A 15,301-nucleotide genomic window follows, 5' to 3' on the forward strand; every position below is an offset into this window, starting at 1 on the left:
TGTTCCACGAAAAGCCCGTGCGGATCCCGGCGATTGCGTCAATGTGCAATCTTGTTTTCGGTGTAGGCTTGAGGCAATTGACGGTGGAAAAAATTTCGTCGGCAGCCTTCAAGCTCAGCGCGGCCAGCCCGTGCACGGTTCTTGAGAGGAGGAAAACATGACGATGCCGAGCGAGCGCACGCGAGCGCTGATTCAGACTCGAGACCTTCTGGTCGAGCTTGCGCAAGATCCCGCGCTTGCAGAGTCCATTCGCCGTCAGGCCCGCCAGCTGTTACGGCATTATCCCCATGCAAACGAGATCCTGCGGGCAGGGCAGCTCGAAGAGCGAAGGGTCGACCGATTGACCGAGCCGTTCCTGAGCTCAAGTATTGATTAGCCGCCTTGGCTACTCATCCTCGGCCAAAAGCCGCTGATCCTGAGCCATTGATACGTATAGGGTAAATGGCTCCCTCGCCTTATCGACCTAGAGCGTTATGGATTTCCACTGGCGCTCAATGGGGCAGTTCCGATTAGACCGGCGTTAGCTCATATTCCATTGGATGGGAAATCATTGGGAGGACGTTTGATGGGCACTTCACCTGCGACTCGACGTCCGGCAAAAAAGAAAGCTGTGTCCCGAGAGGAGGGCATCGCTGCCTTTTGGCGATTCAGTTCCGATCAAGAGTCGCTGACGGATTCGGAGAGGCTGCAGCAAAAAAAGTCGTGTTTCCCGCTGACCTCATCCTTGCTTTTCGCTTGGCCTTCGACCTTCAAGACCGCCACCTGGAAACGTTGCTCAATGCATCAATGTCGACCCTTGAAAGACGGCGGCGCGAGCACAAGAACCTTGATCCTGTCGCCTCCGAGCATTTGGACATAATTGCTACGGTCAGTCACCTGGCAGAGGAGATATTTGAGACACAAGTGACTGCCACACGTTGGATGTCGACACCGAATAAAGCGCTCGGTGGGACTGCACCGATCATGCTCTGCGAAACTGAGATAGGGGCAATCAAGTTCGTCGTGTCCTTCAGGCCCTTGGGTGGGGAGGTCCAGCCTGATCAGGGTAGGGCGAGGCACACACTCACAGAGGTGAGCTTATGTCTTTCACGACTGACCGGAAACCCATAGCTGCCTGTCGCGACTCTTAAGCGTCAGGCGCCAGCCCCGAGAATGTCGTCAAAATACAAGTTTTAGTGGTGGATCATAAAGAAGAATACGTCGGCTATATCCAGTCCGAGATGAAAAAACTGTTTGGGGGCATCTCCCTGCCAGCACATTAATTCCTGTCCCTGGATTGGCCAGCAGCCGTGCAAGTCTGCTTGGAAAAGGCGACTCAATTCATCGCACCCGGCACCGGCCGCTCTTGCTCCAGCCAGTCGAGGAACTCGGAAAAGCCGCTTGAGCGCTTCACCCGCTTTGGATAGACCAGCGTGTAGCGTCCGCCGGTAATGATGCTGCCAGAATGCACTCGCACCAGTTGCTGAGCGAGCAACTCATCGCGTGTGAGAACGGCGTCGACGAGCGCTATGCCCTGACCACATTTCACGGCGACGATGGCGGACTCCAGTGTATCAAACGTCAGATGTGAGTTATCGGGGCCGGTTGAACCAGGGTAGTATTCTTCCCATCGGCGCCAGTCTAGGCGATCCATGCTCGAGTCCACGAGCCGAGCGGTCTTGAGTACTTCTTCCGGGGTTGTCCCGGCGAGCAATACCGGCGAGCACACCGGAATCAGTTGCTCTTCCCACAGTTCCAGCGCTTCGAAGTCGGGCCATGTGGCTGTGCCATACGCGATCATGGCGTCGATCGATTCAAACGCAAAGTCTGGAAAACGGTGATACACCGTGTCGACACTGACGGTCACCTCCGGATGCAGGCGATAGAAGGCCGAAAGCCGAGGAATCAGCCACCGCGCCGCCATGGTCGGATGCGCGCGCAGGCTGACACTTCTTCCCACTGTTGCGAGCATGTGCGATGCATCCGACAGTAGGCCGATGACCTGTTCGGCAACCGGCACCAGTGATTTGCCTTCGTCAGTGAGCACGATCTTGCGCGTGTGGCGCTCGAACAGGCGGGTTTCCAGACGCGCCTCCAGTTGCGCGACCTGCCGGCTGACCGCGCTCTGGCTCAGGTTGAGCTGCTCACCGGCCTTGCCGAAGTTTCCCATCTTCGCAACCGTCAGAAATGCCTGCAAAAGCTCGATGGATGGCAATTGGCGACTCATGTTTTCTATGCGCTCCTAACATGGGATTAATGCAGATACATCACTGTTCTTTCAACGGATCGGGGCACATTCTTAGCTGAAATAAAGACGCCGCGCTACGCGTCATTCTCAACTGACGGTTTTCCTCATGAACATTCCAGAAGCGGCATTGGCCAACGTGTTGGCGTCCCGGGACAACCCTCTGCCTCGTGAAGTCGACGTGGCGATCATAGGTGGCGGTCTGATGGGTTGTGCGTGCGCGTATTACCTTGGCAAAGCGGGCGCGAAGGTTCTTCTCCTCGATAAAAGCGTGATCGCCGGTCAGCAATCGTCTCGCGCGTGGGGTTTTGTTCGCCAGCAATCGCGTGACGAAGCCGAATTGCCACTGATGCAAGCCAGCATCGAGATCTGGCGCTCGCTTGAGCACGAACTCCAGACCGACCTTGGATGGCGCAACGACGGCTGTCTTTTCGTCGCGGGCAATGAGGCCGAACGTGACGGATACGAATCGTGGCTGAGCGTCGCGCGCAGCTTTTCGGTGGATACCGTGATGCTTTCGCCGCGCGAGGTGGTTAAAAAACTGCCGGGTTACGCCGTTCCGCAAATGGGTGGCTTGTTCACCGCCAGTGACGGTCAAGCGGAGCCCACACTCGTGGCTCGCGCCTTCGCGATGCGTGCCCGCGAGCTTGGCGCGCACATCGTCGAAAACTGTGGTGCCAAAGGCATCGACGTCGCCGCCGGCCAGGTCGTGGGCATTGAAACCGAGCGGGGCTACGTGAAGGCGAAAACGGTGGTGTGCGCCGCTGGTGTCACGACGTTCCGCCTGCTGAAGATGCTCGGCATTTCACTGCCGCAGCAGCTGGTGCGGGGAACGGTGGCGCGGACCACGTCCGGGCCAACGCTGAGCGGAATTTCTACGATCGCAAACGGCGTGGGCTTCCGGCAAAGGCTGGATGGCAGCTTCAACATCGCCGACGACGCCCATGTCGACGTCGACATGACGCTCGGCCATCTGCGCGCACTGCATTGGTATGCACCTTCGCTTTGGGCGCATCGAAAATCGTTTCGCTTCAATCTGAACGGTGCGTGCCTGACGGATCTGCACCAGCGCATGCCGTGGTCGGAATCGTCGCGGCTGGGCGCGGGGATTCACCAGCGCAATCCCCTTATCCCACCGAATAACAGGGGGCTCGGAACGGCCATGGCCGCGCTCAAGGACGCGTTCCCCGGGCAGGTGGATACTCAGATCGTCAATCGCTGGGCTGGCACCATCGATGTCTTGCCGGATGGCATTCCCGTCATCGACGCACACACGTCGCCGCGCGGCTTGGCCGTAGCCACCGGATTCTGCGGCCACGGTTTTGCCATGGGCCCAATCGTGGGTAAGACCCTGGCTGACTGGATTGACTCTGGCGATCCGGGACTGGATATGCACCAGCTCCGTCTGTCGCGATTCGCCGAAGGCGACGTCAAGCCGCCTTCTTCGCTGTTCTAGTCGATATCCACATGCCAACGCTCATGCGCCAGCGCTCACGCGCATACCTCACGGGGGAAACACGGTGACCACACAAGACATCTACTACGATCCCGCCTCAGTGGCAGGCAAAGCCCCGCCGATCAGCGACGAAACCGATATTCTCATCGTAGGTGCGGGCCCGGCCGGGCTCGCTGCTGCATTGACCGCCGCCGGCCATGGCCTGCGCGTCACCCTGGTTGACGAAAACCCGGTCCCCATTGAAACCATGGGCGAAGAGGTGCCGCTGCATTTCGGAGGAAGGATGGGCGCTGCGGTTTCCAATCGCAATAGCGTGCTGCAGACCCTTCTTGATGCCCACCCGGAAATTTCCGAGGCGCTTGAAGCCGGTGTCGACGTGCGACTCGGCACGGCGGTATGGGGCCTGTTTCCACAACGACCCACCGCGGCGTGGATCGACGGCGCCGTTGCTGGCCTCGCCGATGACCAGAACGCCTGGCTGCTGCGCTTCAAGCAGGTGATCGTCGCCGCCGGAAGGCGCGACATGGGCCTCGCGTTTGACGGTTGGGATCGCCCTGGCGTAATGGGCGTCAGCGCCGCTCATCGCCTTGCGACTGTTTACGAGGCGCTGGAATGCAAACACGCCGTGCTGGTTGGCAGTGATACGCAAGCACTGGTGTCGGCCCATGCGCTGATCGGCAAGGGCGTGCATATTGCAGCGATCATTGAACAGGCCGGCCAGGTGATCGGCGATCCAGCGCTGCTCCACCTGCTTGTCGAGCAAGGCGCTCAGGTTTTGACGGGGCATGTCATTCGCGAGACGGCCGGGGATGCATTCGGCGTCAAACGCATTACCGCTGTCGCTGTCGACACGGCGGGCAGCCACGTCCACGGATCTTCGAAGGAGATCGAATGCGACACCGTGCTGCTTGGCGTGGCAGCCATTCCCGCGATCGAACTGGTCGAGGCAACAGGCTGTAGCACGTCATTCCAGGCCGAACGCGGTGGCCACGTCCCCGACACGGATTCTTTGCTGCGCACGTCGTTGCCATTCGTTTTGGTGGCCGGCGACTGCGCCGGCGTCTGGGCGTCGAAAAGCCTCGATGACAACATTTCCCGGCGCGAAGGCCGGATCGCCGCGCACACCGCGCTTGTCGCGCTGGGCGCCGACATCGCTCAGAGCGACAACGTTCAGATCGGCGAGAGGCCGATACCCGACGAACCTGTCTGCGATGTTGCCGCCAGTCGCACGGCCTGGGTGCGCGCGTCCACCGTTCATGCACAGAACGAACCTTTCGTTTGTCTGTGTGAAGAGGTGACGGCCAGCGAAATTCTGGCGCTCCAGCCGCCGCGTTATCTTGACTGGACACCCGCCGATGAAGCGTTGGAAAACGCGATGACGGCGCAGCAAAACGGCTCGCCCAACCCGGATGTGACAAAGCGTCTCACTCGGGCTTGCATGGGCCCGTGTCAGGGACGTCGTTGCCGCGAACAGGTGGCGACCTTGCTCGGCATCGGCGCGGGCGTGAGTGTCGACGACATTGCTCTGGCCTCGTTTCGTCCGCCTGTGCGCCCGTTGTCACTGCAACAGGCTGGTCAGATCGAGGAAACGGCGCAGATGCGCAGCCGCTGGGATGCATGGTTTGACATGCCGTCGCAGTGGACGCCGTTCTGGCTGTGCACCGGGCAGCAGACCGTCGCCAAGCGCCCCCAAGACACCGCCCGTCCAACCAACCCACCGCATAATGAGGGCTGACACCATGCAGGGACTTAAGAAATCGTCCACCCGTGCGTCCGTTGTCATCGTCGGTGGCGGCGTGACCGGATTGAGCGCCGCCTGGTGGCTGGCACGCGATGGTATCGATGTGCTTGTTCTCGAAGCAGGCTTGATTGGCTGGGGCGCCTCGGGCCGTAACGGAGGCGGATGCTCGCATCACCACAGTCCGCTCTTTCTCGAAGAACAGCGTCTCTGGCCGATGATGGACGAACTGCTCGGTTATCCGACCGAGTATCGCCCGGATCGCATCAGTATCGATCTCGATGAACACCAGATTTCGCTCGATAAAAAAGTCGTGAATGAAGCCGCTTACTACGGATTGCGCGTCGACGAGCTGGACCCCCAGCAGGTTCGGGAACTCGTGCCCTTTGCCGGCGATAACGTGCTGGCTGGCTACTACTACCATTTCGGCGGCCACGCCAACCCGCACCGCACCCTGCAGGCCTATGCGTGGGCACTGCAGAACCTCGGCGGGCGCGTTCTCGAGCACGCCCCCGTCGTCGAAATCGTCCGGGACGGCGACCGGGTGACTGGCGTGCGCACTGCACAAGACCTGATCACCTGCGACCACCTGGTGATTGCCGCAGGCCCGCATACTGGTGAATTGGCGGCTAAAATCGGCGTAGATATTCCGCTGGTCACCGCGCGCGCCGAAATGATCGTGACCGAACCGCTGCCGTTGATCGAGGTCGGCGGTGTGGATGGCAATGGTTTGTATGGACGGCAAACCCTGCGCGGTAACCTGGCATATGGTGGTGGACCGCACGAATGGGTCGATCTCGCCGATCTGCGCGACACTCGTGCGCAGTCGACACCCCTGCAATGCAATATCGCCAAACGGCTCGCTGAGCTGTTCCCCAAGATCGCTCACAAACGCGTGATTCGCAGTTGGGCAGGGTTCATCGAAAACACGCCGGACGGTCGCCCCGTCATCGATCGTCCCGCCGGGCTGGATAACGTCACCGTCGCGACCATGTCCGGTGTCGGTTTCGGACTCTCGCCGGCGACTGGTCATGCCATTCGCGATCTCGTCGTCGACGGGACATGCAGTTTCGCCGACCTGTCCGTTTGCTCGCTCTCACGTTTTGCGTCCCTAGAGTCTGACTGGCAAGCCATCCAGGGATGGTTGCCGTTACCAGCATCCGGGGCGTAGAAAGATTTATTTAATCCGCACGCAATCGGACCGAACTGTTTCCACCTTTCCTCCATAATAAAAAGGATCGACCATGAAACGAATGCTCCGCAATCTCACTTTGCTGGCCTCTCTCGGTCTGACGTTGTGTTCCTTTACGGCCCCCGCCAGTGCAGCGCAGGATAAGCTGCGTTTTGGTGTTGCCGCGGAGCCTTATCCGCCGTTTCTGGTCAAGACACCCACCGGGCAATTCACCGGCTTCGAGCCCGACCTCATCCGTGCGCTCTGCGAGCAGATGAAAGCCGAGTGCGAAATCAAGGAGGTGGCATGGGACGGCATTATTCCGGCGCTGATCGCCAACAAGTTCGACGTGCTCTTCAACTCGATGGGGATCAGCCCGGAACGTCAGAAGGTCATTGCTTTCTCGCGTCCTTATTATGAGACGTCGGGAATTTTCGTCGCCGCGAAAGACGTCAATCCGACGCTCACACCTGAAGGTCTGAAAGGTAAAGCAATCGGCGTGCAGGGCTCGACGACTAACGCCGAGTTCATCCGGACCGCTTACGGCAAAACCTCGGAAATCCGCATTTACAATACGCAGGACGACTGCAATGCTGATTTGGTGGCTGGCCGTATCGACGTCATGTTCCTCGACAAACTCGGCGACATAGCATTTCTGGAGTCCAAGGACGGGGCGGCGTTCGAAGAAAAAGGGACGGGCAGCGTCAAGATGGACCCGTTGCAATATGGTCTTGGAGTAGGGGCGGGTATGCGCAAGAGTGACACCGCACTCAAGGCGCGAATCGACCAGGCGCTCACGCAATTGCATGAATCGGGCAAGTACACGCAAATATCGCAAAAGTACTTCCCGATCGATCTTTGGCCACAATGAAGTCTGAATAAAGAAGTCTGTGTGAAACTTGCTCGGCGGGTCGGGCTCGTCGAGCTAGCGCTTACGGCAGAACGCGGTCAGTCGAACCTTGCATGACTGACCGCGCCGCTTTTTGAGGGTGTCGCTATCCGCGCTTGAAAGGACTGCTGCGGTTCAGCTGTATTCGTACGCGCCGACGATGAAATTGAAGTGAACCTGGGCTCCCTGGATTTCTCCAGCAGCTTGCACACGCTGTTCAAGGAATTGCCAAGCGACATCCTCAAGCGCGCGAGCGTCACTCAGCCGGGGTGCAGGCGCGGTTAGAAGGTCGGCGGGGTAATTACCCAGATCACCACCGCATCCACATCGCCGGGGTTGCCGTAGCGGTGCTGTTCCTGGCTGGAGAAACTGAAACTATCGCCTTCGTTGAGCTGAAAATAGCGCTCGCCCACCCACAACTCGAAACTGCCCGACAACAGATAACCGGCTTCTTCACCTTCGTGGCTGTAGCTTTGCTGGCTGTACGTGCCCGGCGGGAAGCGCGAGTGGAGCATTTCCAGCTGACGGTTGGGCGGCGGGGTCAGCAACTGGTCGACGATACCGTCCTCGTAATGCACGCTCAGGCGACTGTTTTTGCGCACCACCACACCGTCGTCTTCGGGATTGGTGTTGGCTTCGCTGGCGAAGAACCACTGGATGGTCACCCCGAGGCTGCGGGCGATATTGAACAGCGCCGGGATCGACGGATAGGCGAGGTTGCGTTCCAGTTGGCTGATGTAGCCGGCGGTCAGCTCGCTCAAGTTAGCCAGTTCCGTCAGGGTCATGCCCCGACGTTTGCGCAGGCTGCGAATGCGTGTGCCGAGAAAGTGTTGTTCGGCGATACCGGTTGCGGACTGCGTCGTGCTGTTGTTGCTCATGGTGATTTCCGAACCGGGAAGGGGCTTAAGTTAATTTGCACAATCCCTGTGGGAGCGAGCCTGCTCGCGAAAACGGTGTGTCAGTCAACGTTGATGTTGAAGCTGGCGACCCTTTCGCGAGCAGGCTCGCTCCCACAGGTTTGGTGTTAGCCGTCAAAGTCCCGGAGTATAAACAGCCCTAAAGCTCCCACGCGACTTTCAATCCTTCGTATATCGCTTCTTCAGCGGTGCGCGGTGCCAGGCAATCGCCGATGCGCCGAAACTCCACCAGCCCTTGCAACTCGGCGCCCAGCATGTCCACTGGCTGATGCCCCTGGCACAGCACCAGGGTATCGATGTTTTCCAGCAGCATCGGCTCACCGCTGGCGGTGTGTTGCAAGTAGACGGTGTTGTCATCGCAACCGTACAACCGCGCATACGGCGTGATCGGAATACCGAGTTTGTGCAATTCGCCAGCCAGTTGATCGCGCACGTACAGCGGCAGGTTTTCCCCGCAATGGGTGCCGTTGACCGCCAGTTGCACCTGATGCCCGGCGCGGGTCAGGCGCTCGGCTATGCCGGGGCCGATCCAGTCGCAACGCCAGTCTACTACCACCACGGAGCGGCCGATTTGCACCTCGTCGCGCAGCACCTGCCAGGCATCCACCACCTGCAGTTCGCCGCCGCGTTCGAAGTGCGGCCAGTACGGCTCAGCACCGGTGGCGACAATCACCATGTCCGGTTTTTCCTGTTCCACCAAAGCGCGGTCGACCCGGGTGTTGCGCACCACGCGCACCCCGGCCAACTCCATTTCCCGTTGCAGGTTGGTGCTGGCACCGCCGAACTCGCTGCGCCGTGGCAGCAATTGCGCGAGCAATACCTGACCACCGAGTTGCGAACTGGCTTCGTACAGCGTTACATGATGGCCGCGTTGCGCCGCCACAGCAGCCGCTTTCATCCCGGCGGGACCACCGCCGGCAATCATGATGCGTTTGCGGTTTGTCGCCGGTTGCCGCTGGCCAAAGATCAGCTCACGACCGGTTTCCGGGTGCTGGATACAGGAAATCGGCAAGCCCTTGTGGAAGTGCCCGATGCACGCCTGATTGCACGCAATGCACGCGCGCACGTCTTCGACGTGGCCGGTGTCGGTCTTGTTCGGCATTTGCGGGTCGCAGATCAGCGCCCGGGTCATGCCACACACATCGGCTTGCCCACGGGCGATGATCAGCTCGGCTTCCTGGGGCTGGTTGATGCGACCGGTGACGAACAATGGAATGTTCAGGCTGGCCTTGAACGTCCCGGCCTCCTTGGCCAAGTAAGCCGCTTCAATCGCCATCGGCGGCACGATGTGCACCGCGCCACCCAGCGACGCCGAGGTGCCGGCGACGATGTGCACATAATCCAGTTGCGCTTGCAGCGACTGCACGGCGGCGAGTGATTCGTTTTCGGTGAGGCCTTCAGGGTCACGTTCGTCTGCCGAGATGCGCAGGCCGATGATGAACTGCTCATCGGTCGCGGCACGGATGGCGGCGATGATTTCACACAAAAAGCGCAGGCGCTGTTCCAGTTCACCGTTGTAGCCATCTGTACGGCGATTGACCCGTGGGTTGATGAATTGCGCCGGCAGATAGCCGTGGCTGGCAACCACTTCGACGCCATCGATCCCGGCCTGATGCAGACGCCGGGCGGCAGCGGCATAGCCGGCGACAATCTCGTCGATCATCGTCTGATCCAGCGCTCGTGGCATCACCCTGAAACGCTCATTGGGCACCGCCGAGGCGGAGTAGGCCACGGCCAGCAAACCATCGCTGGACTCCATGATTTCCCGCCCCGGATGGAACACTTGCGACAGCACCAAGGTGCCGTGGGCGTGGCAGGTTTGCGCCAGTTTGCGATAGCCCTCGATGCAGGCGTCGTCGGTGGCCATCAGCACATGAGAGGTGTACCGCGCGCTGTCATGCACGCCTGCCACTTGCAACACGATCAGCCCGGCACCGCCTTCGGCACGCGCACGGTGATAGGCGATCAACTGCTCGTTGACCAGATTATCAGTGGGCATCGAGGTGTCGTGACCGCTGGACATAATGCGGTTTTTCAGGCGCTTGCCTCGTATCTGCAAGGGTTCGAACAGGTGGGTAAAAGCAGGTTTCGAGGTCGACATGGGGCAGGTACTCCAGGCAGGCTGACGCCGAAAGGTCGGGTCGTTGTTATTATTACCCTATAAAAATTTACCCACAGTAAAAAATCAACTTGTTTTTTTACTTTGGCGCGCAGCAGTTATGTTTAACCATGGCGAAGAGCTGGAAAAAGACTGACTGGAGACTGACCACACTCTTGCTGTACAGTCGTTCAGCTCGTAAATACAACGCGGGCCCCGTGATTGAATCCAGGAGCGTGTCGTCATGAATCAGGAAGCCCGTTTTTCTCGCATGGAACCGGAGTTGCGCAAGGCCAATCTGATCGAGGCGACGTTGGTTTGTCTCAAGCGCCATGGCTTCCAGGGCGCTTCAATCCGTAAAATTTCCGCTGAGGCAGGTGTGTCGGTCGGCTTGATCAGCCATCACTATTCCGGCAAGGACGAACTGGTGGCCGAGGCCTACATGGCGATCACCGGGCGCGTCATGACCCTGCTCCGCGAGTCCATGGAACAGGCGGCGCCCAATGCCCGCGAACGGTTGTCGGCGTTCTTCCGTGGTTCGTTTTCCGCCGAATTGCTCGACCCGCAGTTGATCGATGCCTGGCTGGCATTCTGGGGCGCAGTGAAAACTGCCGAGGTGATCAACCAGGCTCACGATCAGTCCTATGGCGAGTACCGCGGCATCTTGCGCAAAGTGCTGATGGAACTGGCGCTGGAAGAGGGCTGGGAGAATTTCGACGCCGATCTCGCCGCGATCGGCCTCAGTGCCTTGCTCGATGGCCTGTGGCTGGAGTCCGGACTCAACGCCGGCACGTTTACCCCGGAGCAGGGTGTCCAGATCTGCGAGGCCTGGGTCGACGGTTTGCAGGCCGGCGGACGGCAGCGTTTTTGTGTGCAGACGAGCAACTGTTGATCACTTGTTCAACAGTGGATACTCTCTGGCGCTGATGCAACAAAACATTCTAATAAGAAACACGCCTTCGGGCCTGTGCAGGACACCAAGCAATGACCCCTCGGGTACTGATCGTCGATGACGATCCGCTGATTCGCGAACTCTTGCAGGCCTATCTTTCCCAGGAAGGCTACGAGGTACATTGTGTCGCCACGGCGGAACTGGCCGAAACCTGCCTCGCCAGTCAGCCCGTGGACCTGGTCATGCTCGATATCCGTTTGCCCGGCAAGGATGGCTTGACCCTGACCCGGGAGCTGCGGGTGCGTTCGGAAGTGGGGATCATCCTGATCACCGGGCGCAATGACGAAATCGATCGCATCGTCGGCCTCGAATGCGGCGCCGATGACTACGTGATCAAACCCCTCAATCCACGGGAACTGGTGTCCCGGGCGAAAAACCTGATTCGCCGGGTTCGGCATGCGCAATCACCGCAGCTCGTGGCGGCTGTGTCCAAACCGGTCAAACAGTTCGCCGATTGGGCGCTGGATACCGATCGCCGGCGTCTGATCGATCCGACCGGCAGTGAAACCCTGCTGACCCACGGCGAATACCAGTTGCTCAGCGTGTTCCTGCGCAACAGTGGCCACACCCTGAGCCGCGACCAGTTGATGGACCAGATTCGCAACCGCGAATGGGTGCCTAACGACCGCTCCATCGATGTGCTGGTTGGCCGCTTGCGACGCAAGTTGCACGACGATCCCGCCGAGCCGCAGTTGATCATCACCATCCACGGCGCCGGTTACCTGTTCACTGCCAGCCTGGCGGCGTGACGGTTGTGAGGCGACTGCTTTGGCTGATGCTGGCGCTTGTGGCCGGCAGTACCCTGGCGGCCGAAAAGGTCCGTTATTGCGATTACCCGGTATACCCGCCGATTTCCTGGAGCGACGGCAAACAGGTTCGGGGTCTGGCGCCGAGCGTGGTGAAAAAGCTGTTCAGTCAATTGGGCTACGAGGTCGAGATCGTGGTGCTGGGCAACTGGAAGCGCTGCCTGCTGGATGCCGCTGAAGGCAGGGTCGACGTGGTGCTGGCGTACAGCAACGCGCAACGGGAACAGAGCATGCTGTTTTCCACGGTGCCGGTGCTGCGCGAAGAAGTTGCCTTGTTCATCAATCGCCAGCACCCGGTGAAATTCGAACGGCTGCAAGATCTGGCCAAATACCGTGGTGGCTTGCTGTTCGGTGAAAGCTACGGCGTGGAATTCGATAGCATGGTCGCGCAAAACAACAACATCGAATGGGTCTCCGACAACCGCCAGAACTTCGGCAAGCTGATTCGCGGGCGCATCGATTTCATTACCCAAGAGCGTCGCACCGGTCAGTTGTACGTCGCCAACCTGCCCGGCGCTCAAGACATCGTTGCCTTGCCCGATGTATTGAGCGTGGATTACCTGCGGGTGGCCGTTTCGCGTCTTTCGCCGCTGGCCACGCATATGCCGCAAATCAATGCGCAGCTGCAGCGCATGGTCGATGCCGGTGATATTGAGCGTCTGCTCAATGAAAGCGAAGTCACCTACCGCGACATGATTAACCTGCCGGCCCACACACAATGATCCGCGCCCGCCCCGGTGGACTATTGCGGCGTCTGCTGCTGTTCATTCTGTTGTTCAGCCTGTGCTTCACCGTGCTGGCTAGCAGCGTACAGCTGTACATCGAATACAGCCGGGAAATGCGCGAGATCGACTCGCGCATGGAGTTGATCCGCGCCGGTTATCTGGCGAGCCTGGAGCGCAGTTTGTGGGATCTGAACCTGGAGCAGTTGAACGTGCAATTGCGCGGCCTGGTGGGTTTTTCCGACGTGGCGCGGGTGCATCTGACCAGCCCGGACTACGACTTGCTACAAGGCAACCCCAACCCGGTGGGGCCGTTGCGCATCGAGCGTTTTGCCCTGGACTATCAACCGCCATCCGGCCCGTTGCGCCAGCTCGGTGAACTGGAAGTCAGCACGGATCTGGGCGCGGTGTATGAGCGCCTGTACGCCACCGGGTTGACCAGTTTGTTGTGGATGGGCGTATTTCTCTGCGGTTTGGCGGTGGCGCTGTCCGGCTTGTTCTATCGATTGGTCACCCGCCACTTGCAAGTCATGGCCGAATTTGCTGGGCGCATCGCCGCCGGTAAATGGCACGAGCCGTTACGCCTGGACAAGCGGCGCAACGCTCAAGAAGATGAAATCGACACCGTGGCCAACGCCCTGGATGACATGCGCCGGGCGATCCTCATTGATATCGACCGCCGGGAAACCGACCGCCTGGCCTTGCAGGACAATCGCGATGAATTGCTGCGCAGGGTCGAGCGGCGCACCGCCAGCTTGATGCGCGCCAAGGACGAAGCCGAAGCGGCCAACCAGGCCAAGTCGCGGTTTCTGGCGACCATGAGTCACGAGTTGCGAACGCCGCTCAACGGCATTCTCGGCATGGCCGAGTTGCTGCGCGGCGCCAGGCTGAATCAGCAGGACAGCAAACGCCTGGATGCCTTGCACAAGGCCGGTGAGGGCTTGCTGGCCATTCTTGATGAAGTGTTGTATTTCGCCAAGTTGGAGGAGGGCGCGAGCCTGCCAGAGCCGGTGAATTTCTCGATTCGCCAATTGCTCGACGAAGTGCTGACCTTGGTGGAACCCGAGGCGTTGAACAACGACACGATTCTCAATTGCCGGGTCGATCAGCGGGTGGCCGAACAACACCACGGCGCGGAGCAATTTTTGCGGCAGGTCTTGAGCAACTTGTTGGCCAATGCGATCAAGTTCACTGAAGGCGGCGAGGTCAGCGTTGAAGTGGGGTTGCTCGCTCAGATTGAAGGGCAGAGCGGGCAGCACTTGCGGCTGAGTGTCACCGATGACGGCATCGGAATTGCCCCGGCGATGCAGGCGAAGATTTTCGAGCGCTTCACCCAGGCCAGCGAGGAAGTGGCGCAGCGCTTTGGCGGCACCGGGTTGGGGTTGGCGATCTGTAAACGTCTGGTGGAGCACATGGGCGGTTGCATCGGTGTCAGCAGCGAAGTCGGTCGCGGTAGTTGTTTCTGGTTCGAACTGCTCTTGCAGCCGGCCAACGATGTCATCAACGTAGCGCCGCTTCCCGAGGTGGACCCGGCGCTGGACATTCTGGTGGTCGAGGATGTGGCGCTCAACCGTGAAGTGGCCGAGGGGCTGCTGCTACGGGATGGGCATCAGGTGTGGCTGGCCATCGATGCTCAACAGGCGTTGGTGCTGTGCGCGACGCGGACTTTCGATCTGATCCTGCTGGATGTGCATCTACCGGGGATGAGCGGCGTCGAGCTATGCTCACAGATCCGTAGCACCGACGGGCCGAATTTCCAGACCCGCATTTTCGCCCTGACTGCCAGCGTACAACCGGCGTTGGTACGCGGTTACCTGAACGCCGGCATGGACGGCATTCTGGCCAAACCGCTGAAGCTGGACAGCCTGCGCCAGGTGCTGGCGGGGCAGACGATTGTCAAAAAACCCTTGGTAGCTGGCGGGACGATCGACTGGCCGTTGCTGCAAACGCATCGCACGTTGCTCGGTGAGCAAAAGGTGCAGGGCCTGCTGGCGTTGCTGCACGACTCGATTCTTCAGCACCGAGAAGCGCTGGACGAAGCAATCGAGGCCGACGATTGCACAGAGGTTGCGCAACTGGCGCATCGCCTGGCCGGCAGCAGCGATTCATTGGGTTTTCGTGGATTGGCCGAGGTATTGCGAAGGCTGGAAACAACGGCGCTGGGCAACGACGAACCGGCGATCCGTGAGCTGGCGCCGACCGTTCAAGCGCAAATACAACGGGCGCAGCAAACCCTGGAAGATCTGTTGCAGCACAGATGAACAAACCGCTCTTACAATATCGTTACGATTTTCTACAACTTAGATCGCTGCGTACAACGCGACCTTA

At 59.7% G+C, this 15,301-nt stretch carries 13 protein-coding genes; 10 read left to right on the forward strand and 3 right to left on the reverse strand.

The genetic code is table 11. The features are described from left to right. Positions 1-157 precede the first annotated feature (157 nt). Both ACA079_RS09295 and ACA079_RS09300 read left to right on the forward strand, forming a co-directional pair. Positions 158-376, forward strand: coding sequence for a BPSL0761 family protein (locus ACA079_RS09295; RefSeq protein ID WP_497633577.1), 219 nt, complete (start codon positions 158-160; stop codon positions 374-376). A gap of 545 nt (positions 377-921) precedes the next feature. Continuing rightward, a complete protein-coding gene (locus ACA079_RS09300) occupies positions 922-1,110 on the forward strand; it encodes a hypothetical protein (protein WP_497634645.1) in 189 nt (62 codons plus the stop codon). 205 nt (positions 1,111-1,315) lie between these two features. On the opposite strand, the gene ACA079_RS09305 is transcribed toward ACA079_RS09300, so the two are convergent. Continuing rightward, complete coding sequence (locus ACA079_RS09305; RefSeq protein WP_497633578.1) at positions 1,316-2,206, reverse strand: LysR substrate-binding domain-containing protein; 891 nt, start codon at positions 2,204-2,206, stop codon at positions 1,316-1,318. 127 nt (positions 2,207-2,333) lie between these two features. On the opposite strand from ACA079_RS09305, the gene ACA079_RS09310 reads away from it, so the two are divergent. The 4 genes from ACA079_RS09310 (at position 2,334) to ACA079_RS09325 (ending at position 7,460) form a co-directional block, all read left to right on the forward strand. Then, on the forward strand, positions 2,334-3,680 hold the full coding sequence (locus ACA079_RS09310; protein ID WP_497633580.1) for an NAD(P)/FAD-dependent oxidoreductase: 1,347 nt from the start codon (positions 2,334-2,336) through the stop codon (positions 3,678-3,680). Positions 3,681-3,744: 64 nt separating this feature from the next. Continuing rightward, positions 3,745-5,415, forward strand: a complete 1,671-nt coding sequence (locus ACA079_RS09315) for an FAD-dependent oxidoreductase (protein ID WP_497633582.1) — start codon at positions 3,745-3,747, stop codon at positions 5,413-5,415. Further along, entirely contained in the window at positions 5,303-6,589 is a 1,287-nt protein-coding gene (locus tag ACA079_RS09320; protein WP_497634646.1) for an NAD(P)/FAD-dependent oxidoreductase, read from the forward strand. Before ACA079_RS09315 ends, ACA079_RS09320 begins: the two co-directional genes overlap by 113 nt. A 73-nt stretch (positions 6,590-6,662) precedes the next feature. Next, positions 6,663-7,460 carry a transporter substrate-binding domain-containing protein gene (locus ACA079_RS09325; protein WP_497633584.1) on the forward strand — a complete coding sequence of 266 codons (798 nt, stop codon included), beginning with the start codon at positions 6,663-6,665 and terminating at the stop codon, positions 7,458-7,460. A gap of 299 nt (positions 7,461-7,759) precedes the next feature. Here the strand turns inward: ACA079_RS09325 and ACA079_RS09330 are convergent, their stop codons facing one another. Then, positions 7,760-8,356, reverse strand: a complete 597-nt coding sequence (locus ACA079_RS09330; protein ID WP_497633585.1) for a cupin domain-containing protein — start codon at positions 8,354-8,356, stop codon at positions 7,760-7,762. Between the two features lie 178 nt (positions 8,357-8,534). Continuing rightward, positions 8,535-10,496 carry an oxidoreductase gene (locus tag ACA079_RS09335; RefSeq protein WP_497633586.1) on the reverse strand — a complete coding sequence of 654 codons (1,962 nt, stop codon included), beginning with the start codon at positions 10,494-10,496 and terminating at the stop codon, positions 8,535-8,537. 241 nt (positions 10,497-10,737) lie between these two features. Between ACA079_RS09335 and ACA079_RS09340 the strand changes: the two genes are divergently transcribed. The 4 genes from ACA079_RS09340 (at position 10,738) to ACA079_RS09355 (ending at position 15,234) form a co-directional block, all read left to right on the forward strand. Further along, a complete protein-coding gene (locus tag ACA079_RS09340; RefSeq protein ID WP_497633587.1) occupies positions 10,738-11,385 on the forward strand; it encodes a TetR family transcriptional regulator C-terminal domain-containing protein in 648 nt (215 codons plus the stop codon). A 92-nt stretch (positions 11,386-11,477) separates the two neighbouring features. Next, positions 11,478-12,194, forward strand: coding sequence for a response regulator (locus ACA079_RS09345; RefSeq protein ID WP_497633588.1), 717 nt, complete (start codon positions 11,478-11,480; stop codon positions 12,192-12,194). A 26-nt stretch (positions 12,195-12,220) separates the two neighbouring features. Next, the gene (locus ACA079_RS09350; protein WP_497634647.1) at positions 12,221-12,973 is read left to right on the forward strand and encodes a substrate-binding periplasmic protein; all 753 of its coding nucleotides are present in this window, start codon (positions 12,221-12,223) and stop codon (positions 12,971-12,973) included. Further along, a complete protein-coding gene (locus ACA079_RS09355) occupies positions 12,970-15,234 on the forward strand; it encodes an ATP-binding protein (protein ID WP_497633590.1) in 2,265 nt (754 codons plus the stop codon). The genes ACA079_RS09350 and ACA079_RS09355 overlap by 4 nt, the downstream gene beginning before the upstream one ends. Positions 15,235-15,301 lie beyond the last annotated feature (67 nt).

This window comes from Pseudomonas sp. LBUM1645 (assembly GCF_059716185.1).

Bases quoted from the DNA above. Each gene is read 5' to 3' on its own strand.
- ACA079_RS09295 (WP_497633577.1), top strand. From the start codon at position 158: ATGACGATGCCGAGCGAGCGCACGCGAGCGCTGATTCAGACTCGAGAC.
- ACA079_RS09300 (WP_497634645.1), top strand. From the start codon at position 922: ATGTCGACACCGAATAAAGCGCTCGGTGGGACTGCACCGATCATGCTC.
- ACA079_RS09305 (WP_497633578.1), bottom strand. From the start codon at position 2,206: ATGAGTCGCCAATTGCCATCCATCGAGCTTTTGCAGGCATTTCTGACG.
- ACA079_RS09310 (WP_497633580.1), top strand. From the start codon at position 2,334: ATGAACATTCCAGAAGCGGCATTGGCCAACGTGTTGGCGTCCCGGGAC.
- ACA079_RS09325 (WP_497633584.1), top strand. From the start codon at position 6,663: ATGAAACGAATGCTCCGCAATCTCACTTTGCTGGCCTCTCTCGGTCTG.
- ACA079_RS09330 (WP_497633585.1), bottom strand. From the start codon at position 8,356: ATGAGCAACAACAGCACGACGCAGTCCGCAACCGGTATCGCCGAACAA.
- ACA079_RS09335 (WP_497633586.1), bottom strand. From the start codon at position 10,496: ATGTCGACCTCGAAACCTGCTTTTACCCACCTGTTCGAACCCTTGCAG.
- ACA079_RS09340 (WP_497633587.1), top strand. From the start codon at position 10,738: ATGAATCAGGAAGCCCGTTTTTCTCGCATGGAACCGGAGTTGCGCAAG.
- ACA079_RS09345 (WP_497633588.1), top strand. From the start codon at position 11,478: ATGACCCCTCGGGTACTGATCGTCGATGACGATCCGCTGATTCGCGAA.
- ACA079_RS09350 (WP_497634647.1), top strand. From the start codon at position 12,221: ATGCTGGCGCTTGTGGCCGGCAGTACCCTGGCGGCCGAAAAGGTCCGT.
- ACA079_RS09355 (WP_497633590.1), top strand. From the start codon at position 12,970: ATGATCCGCGCCCGCCCCGGTGGACTATTGCGGCGTCTGCTGCTGTTC.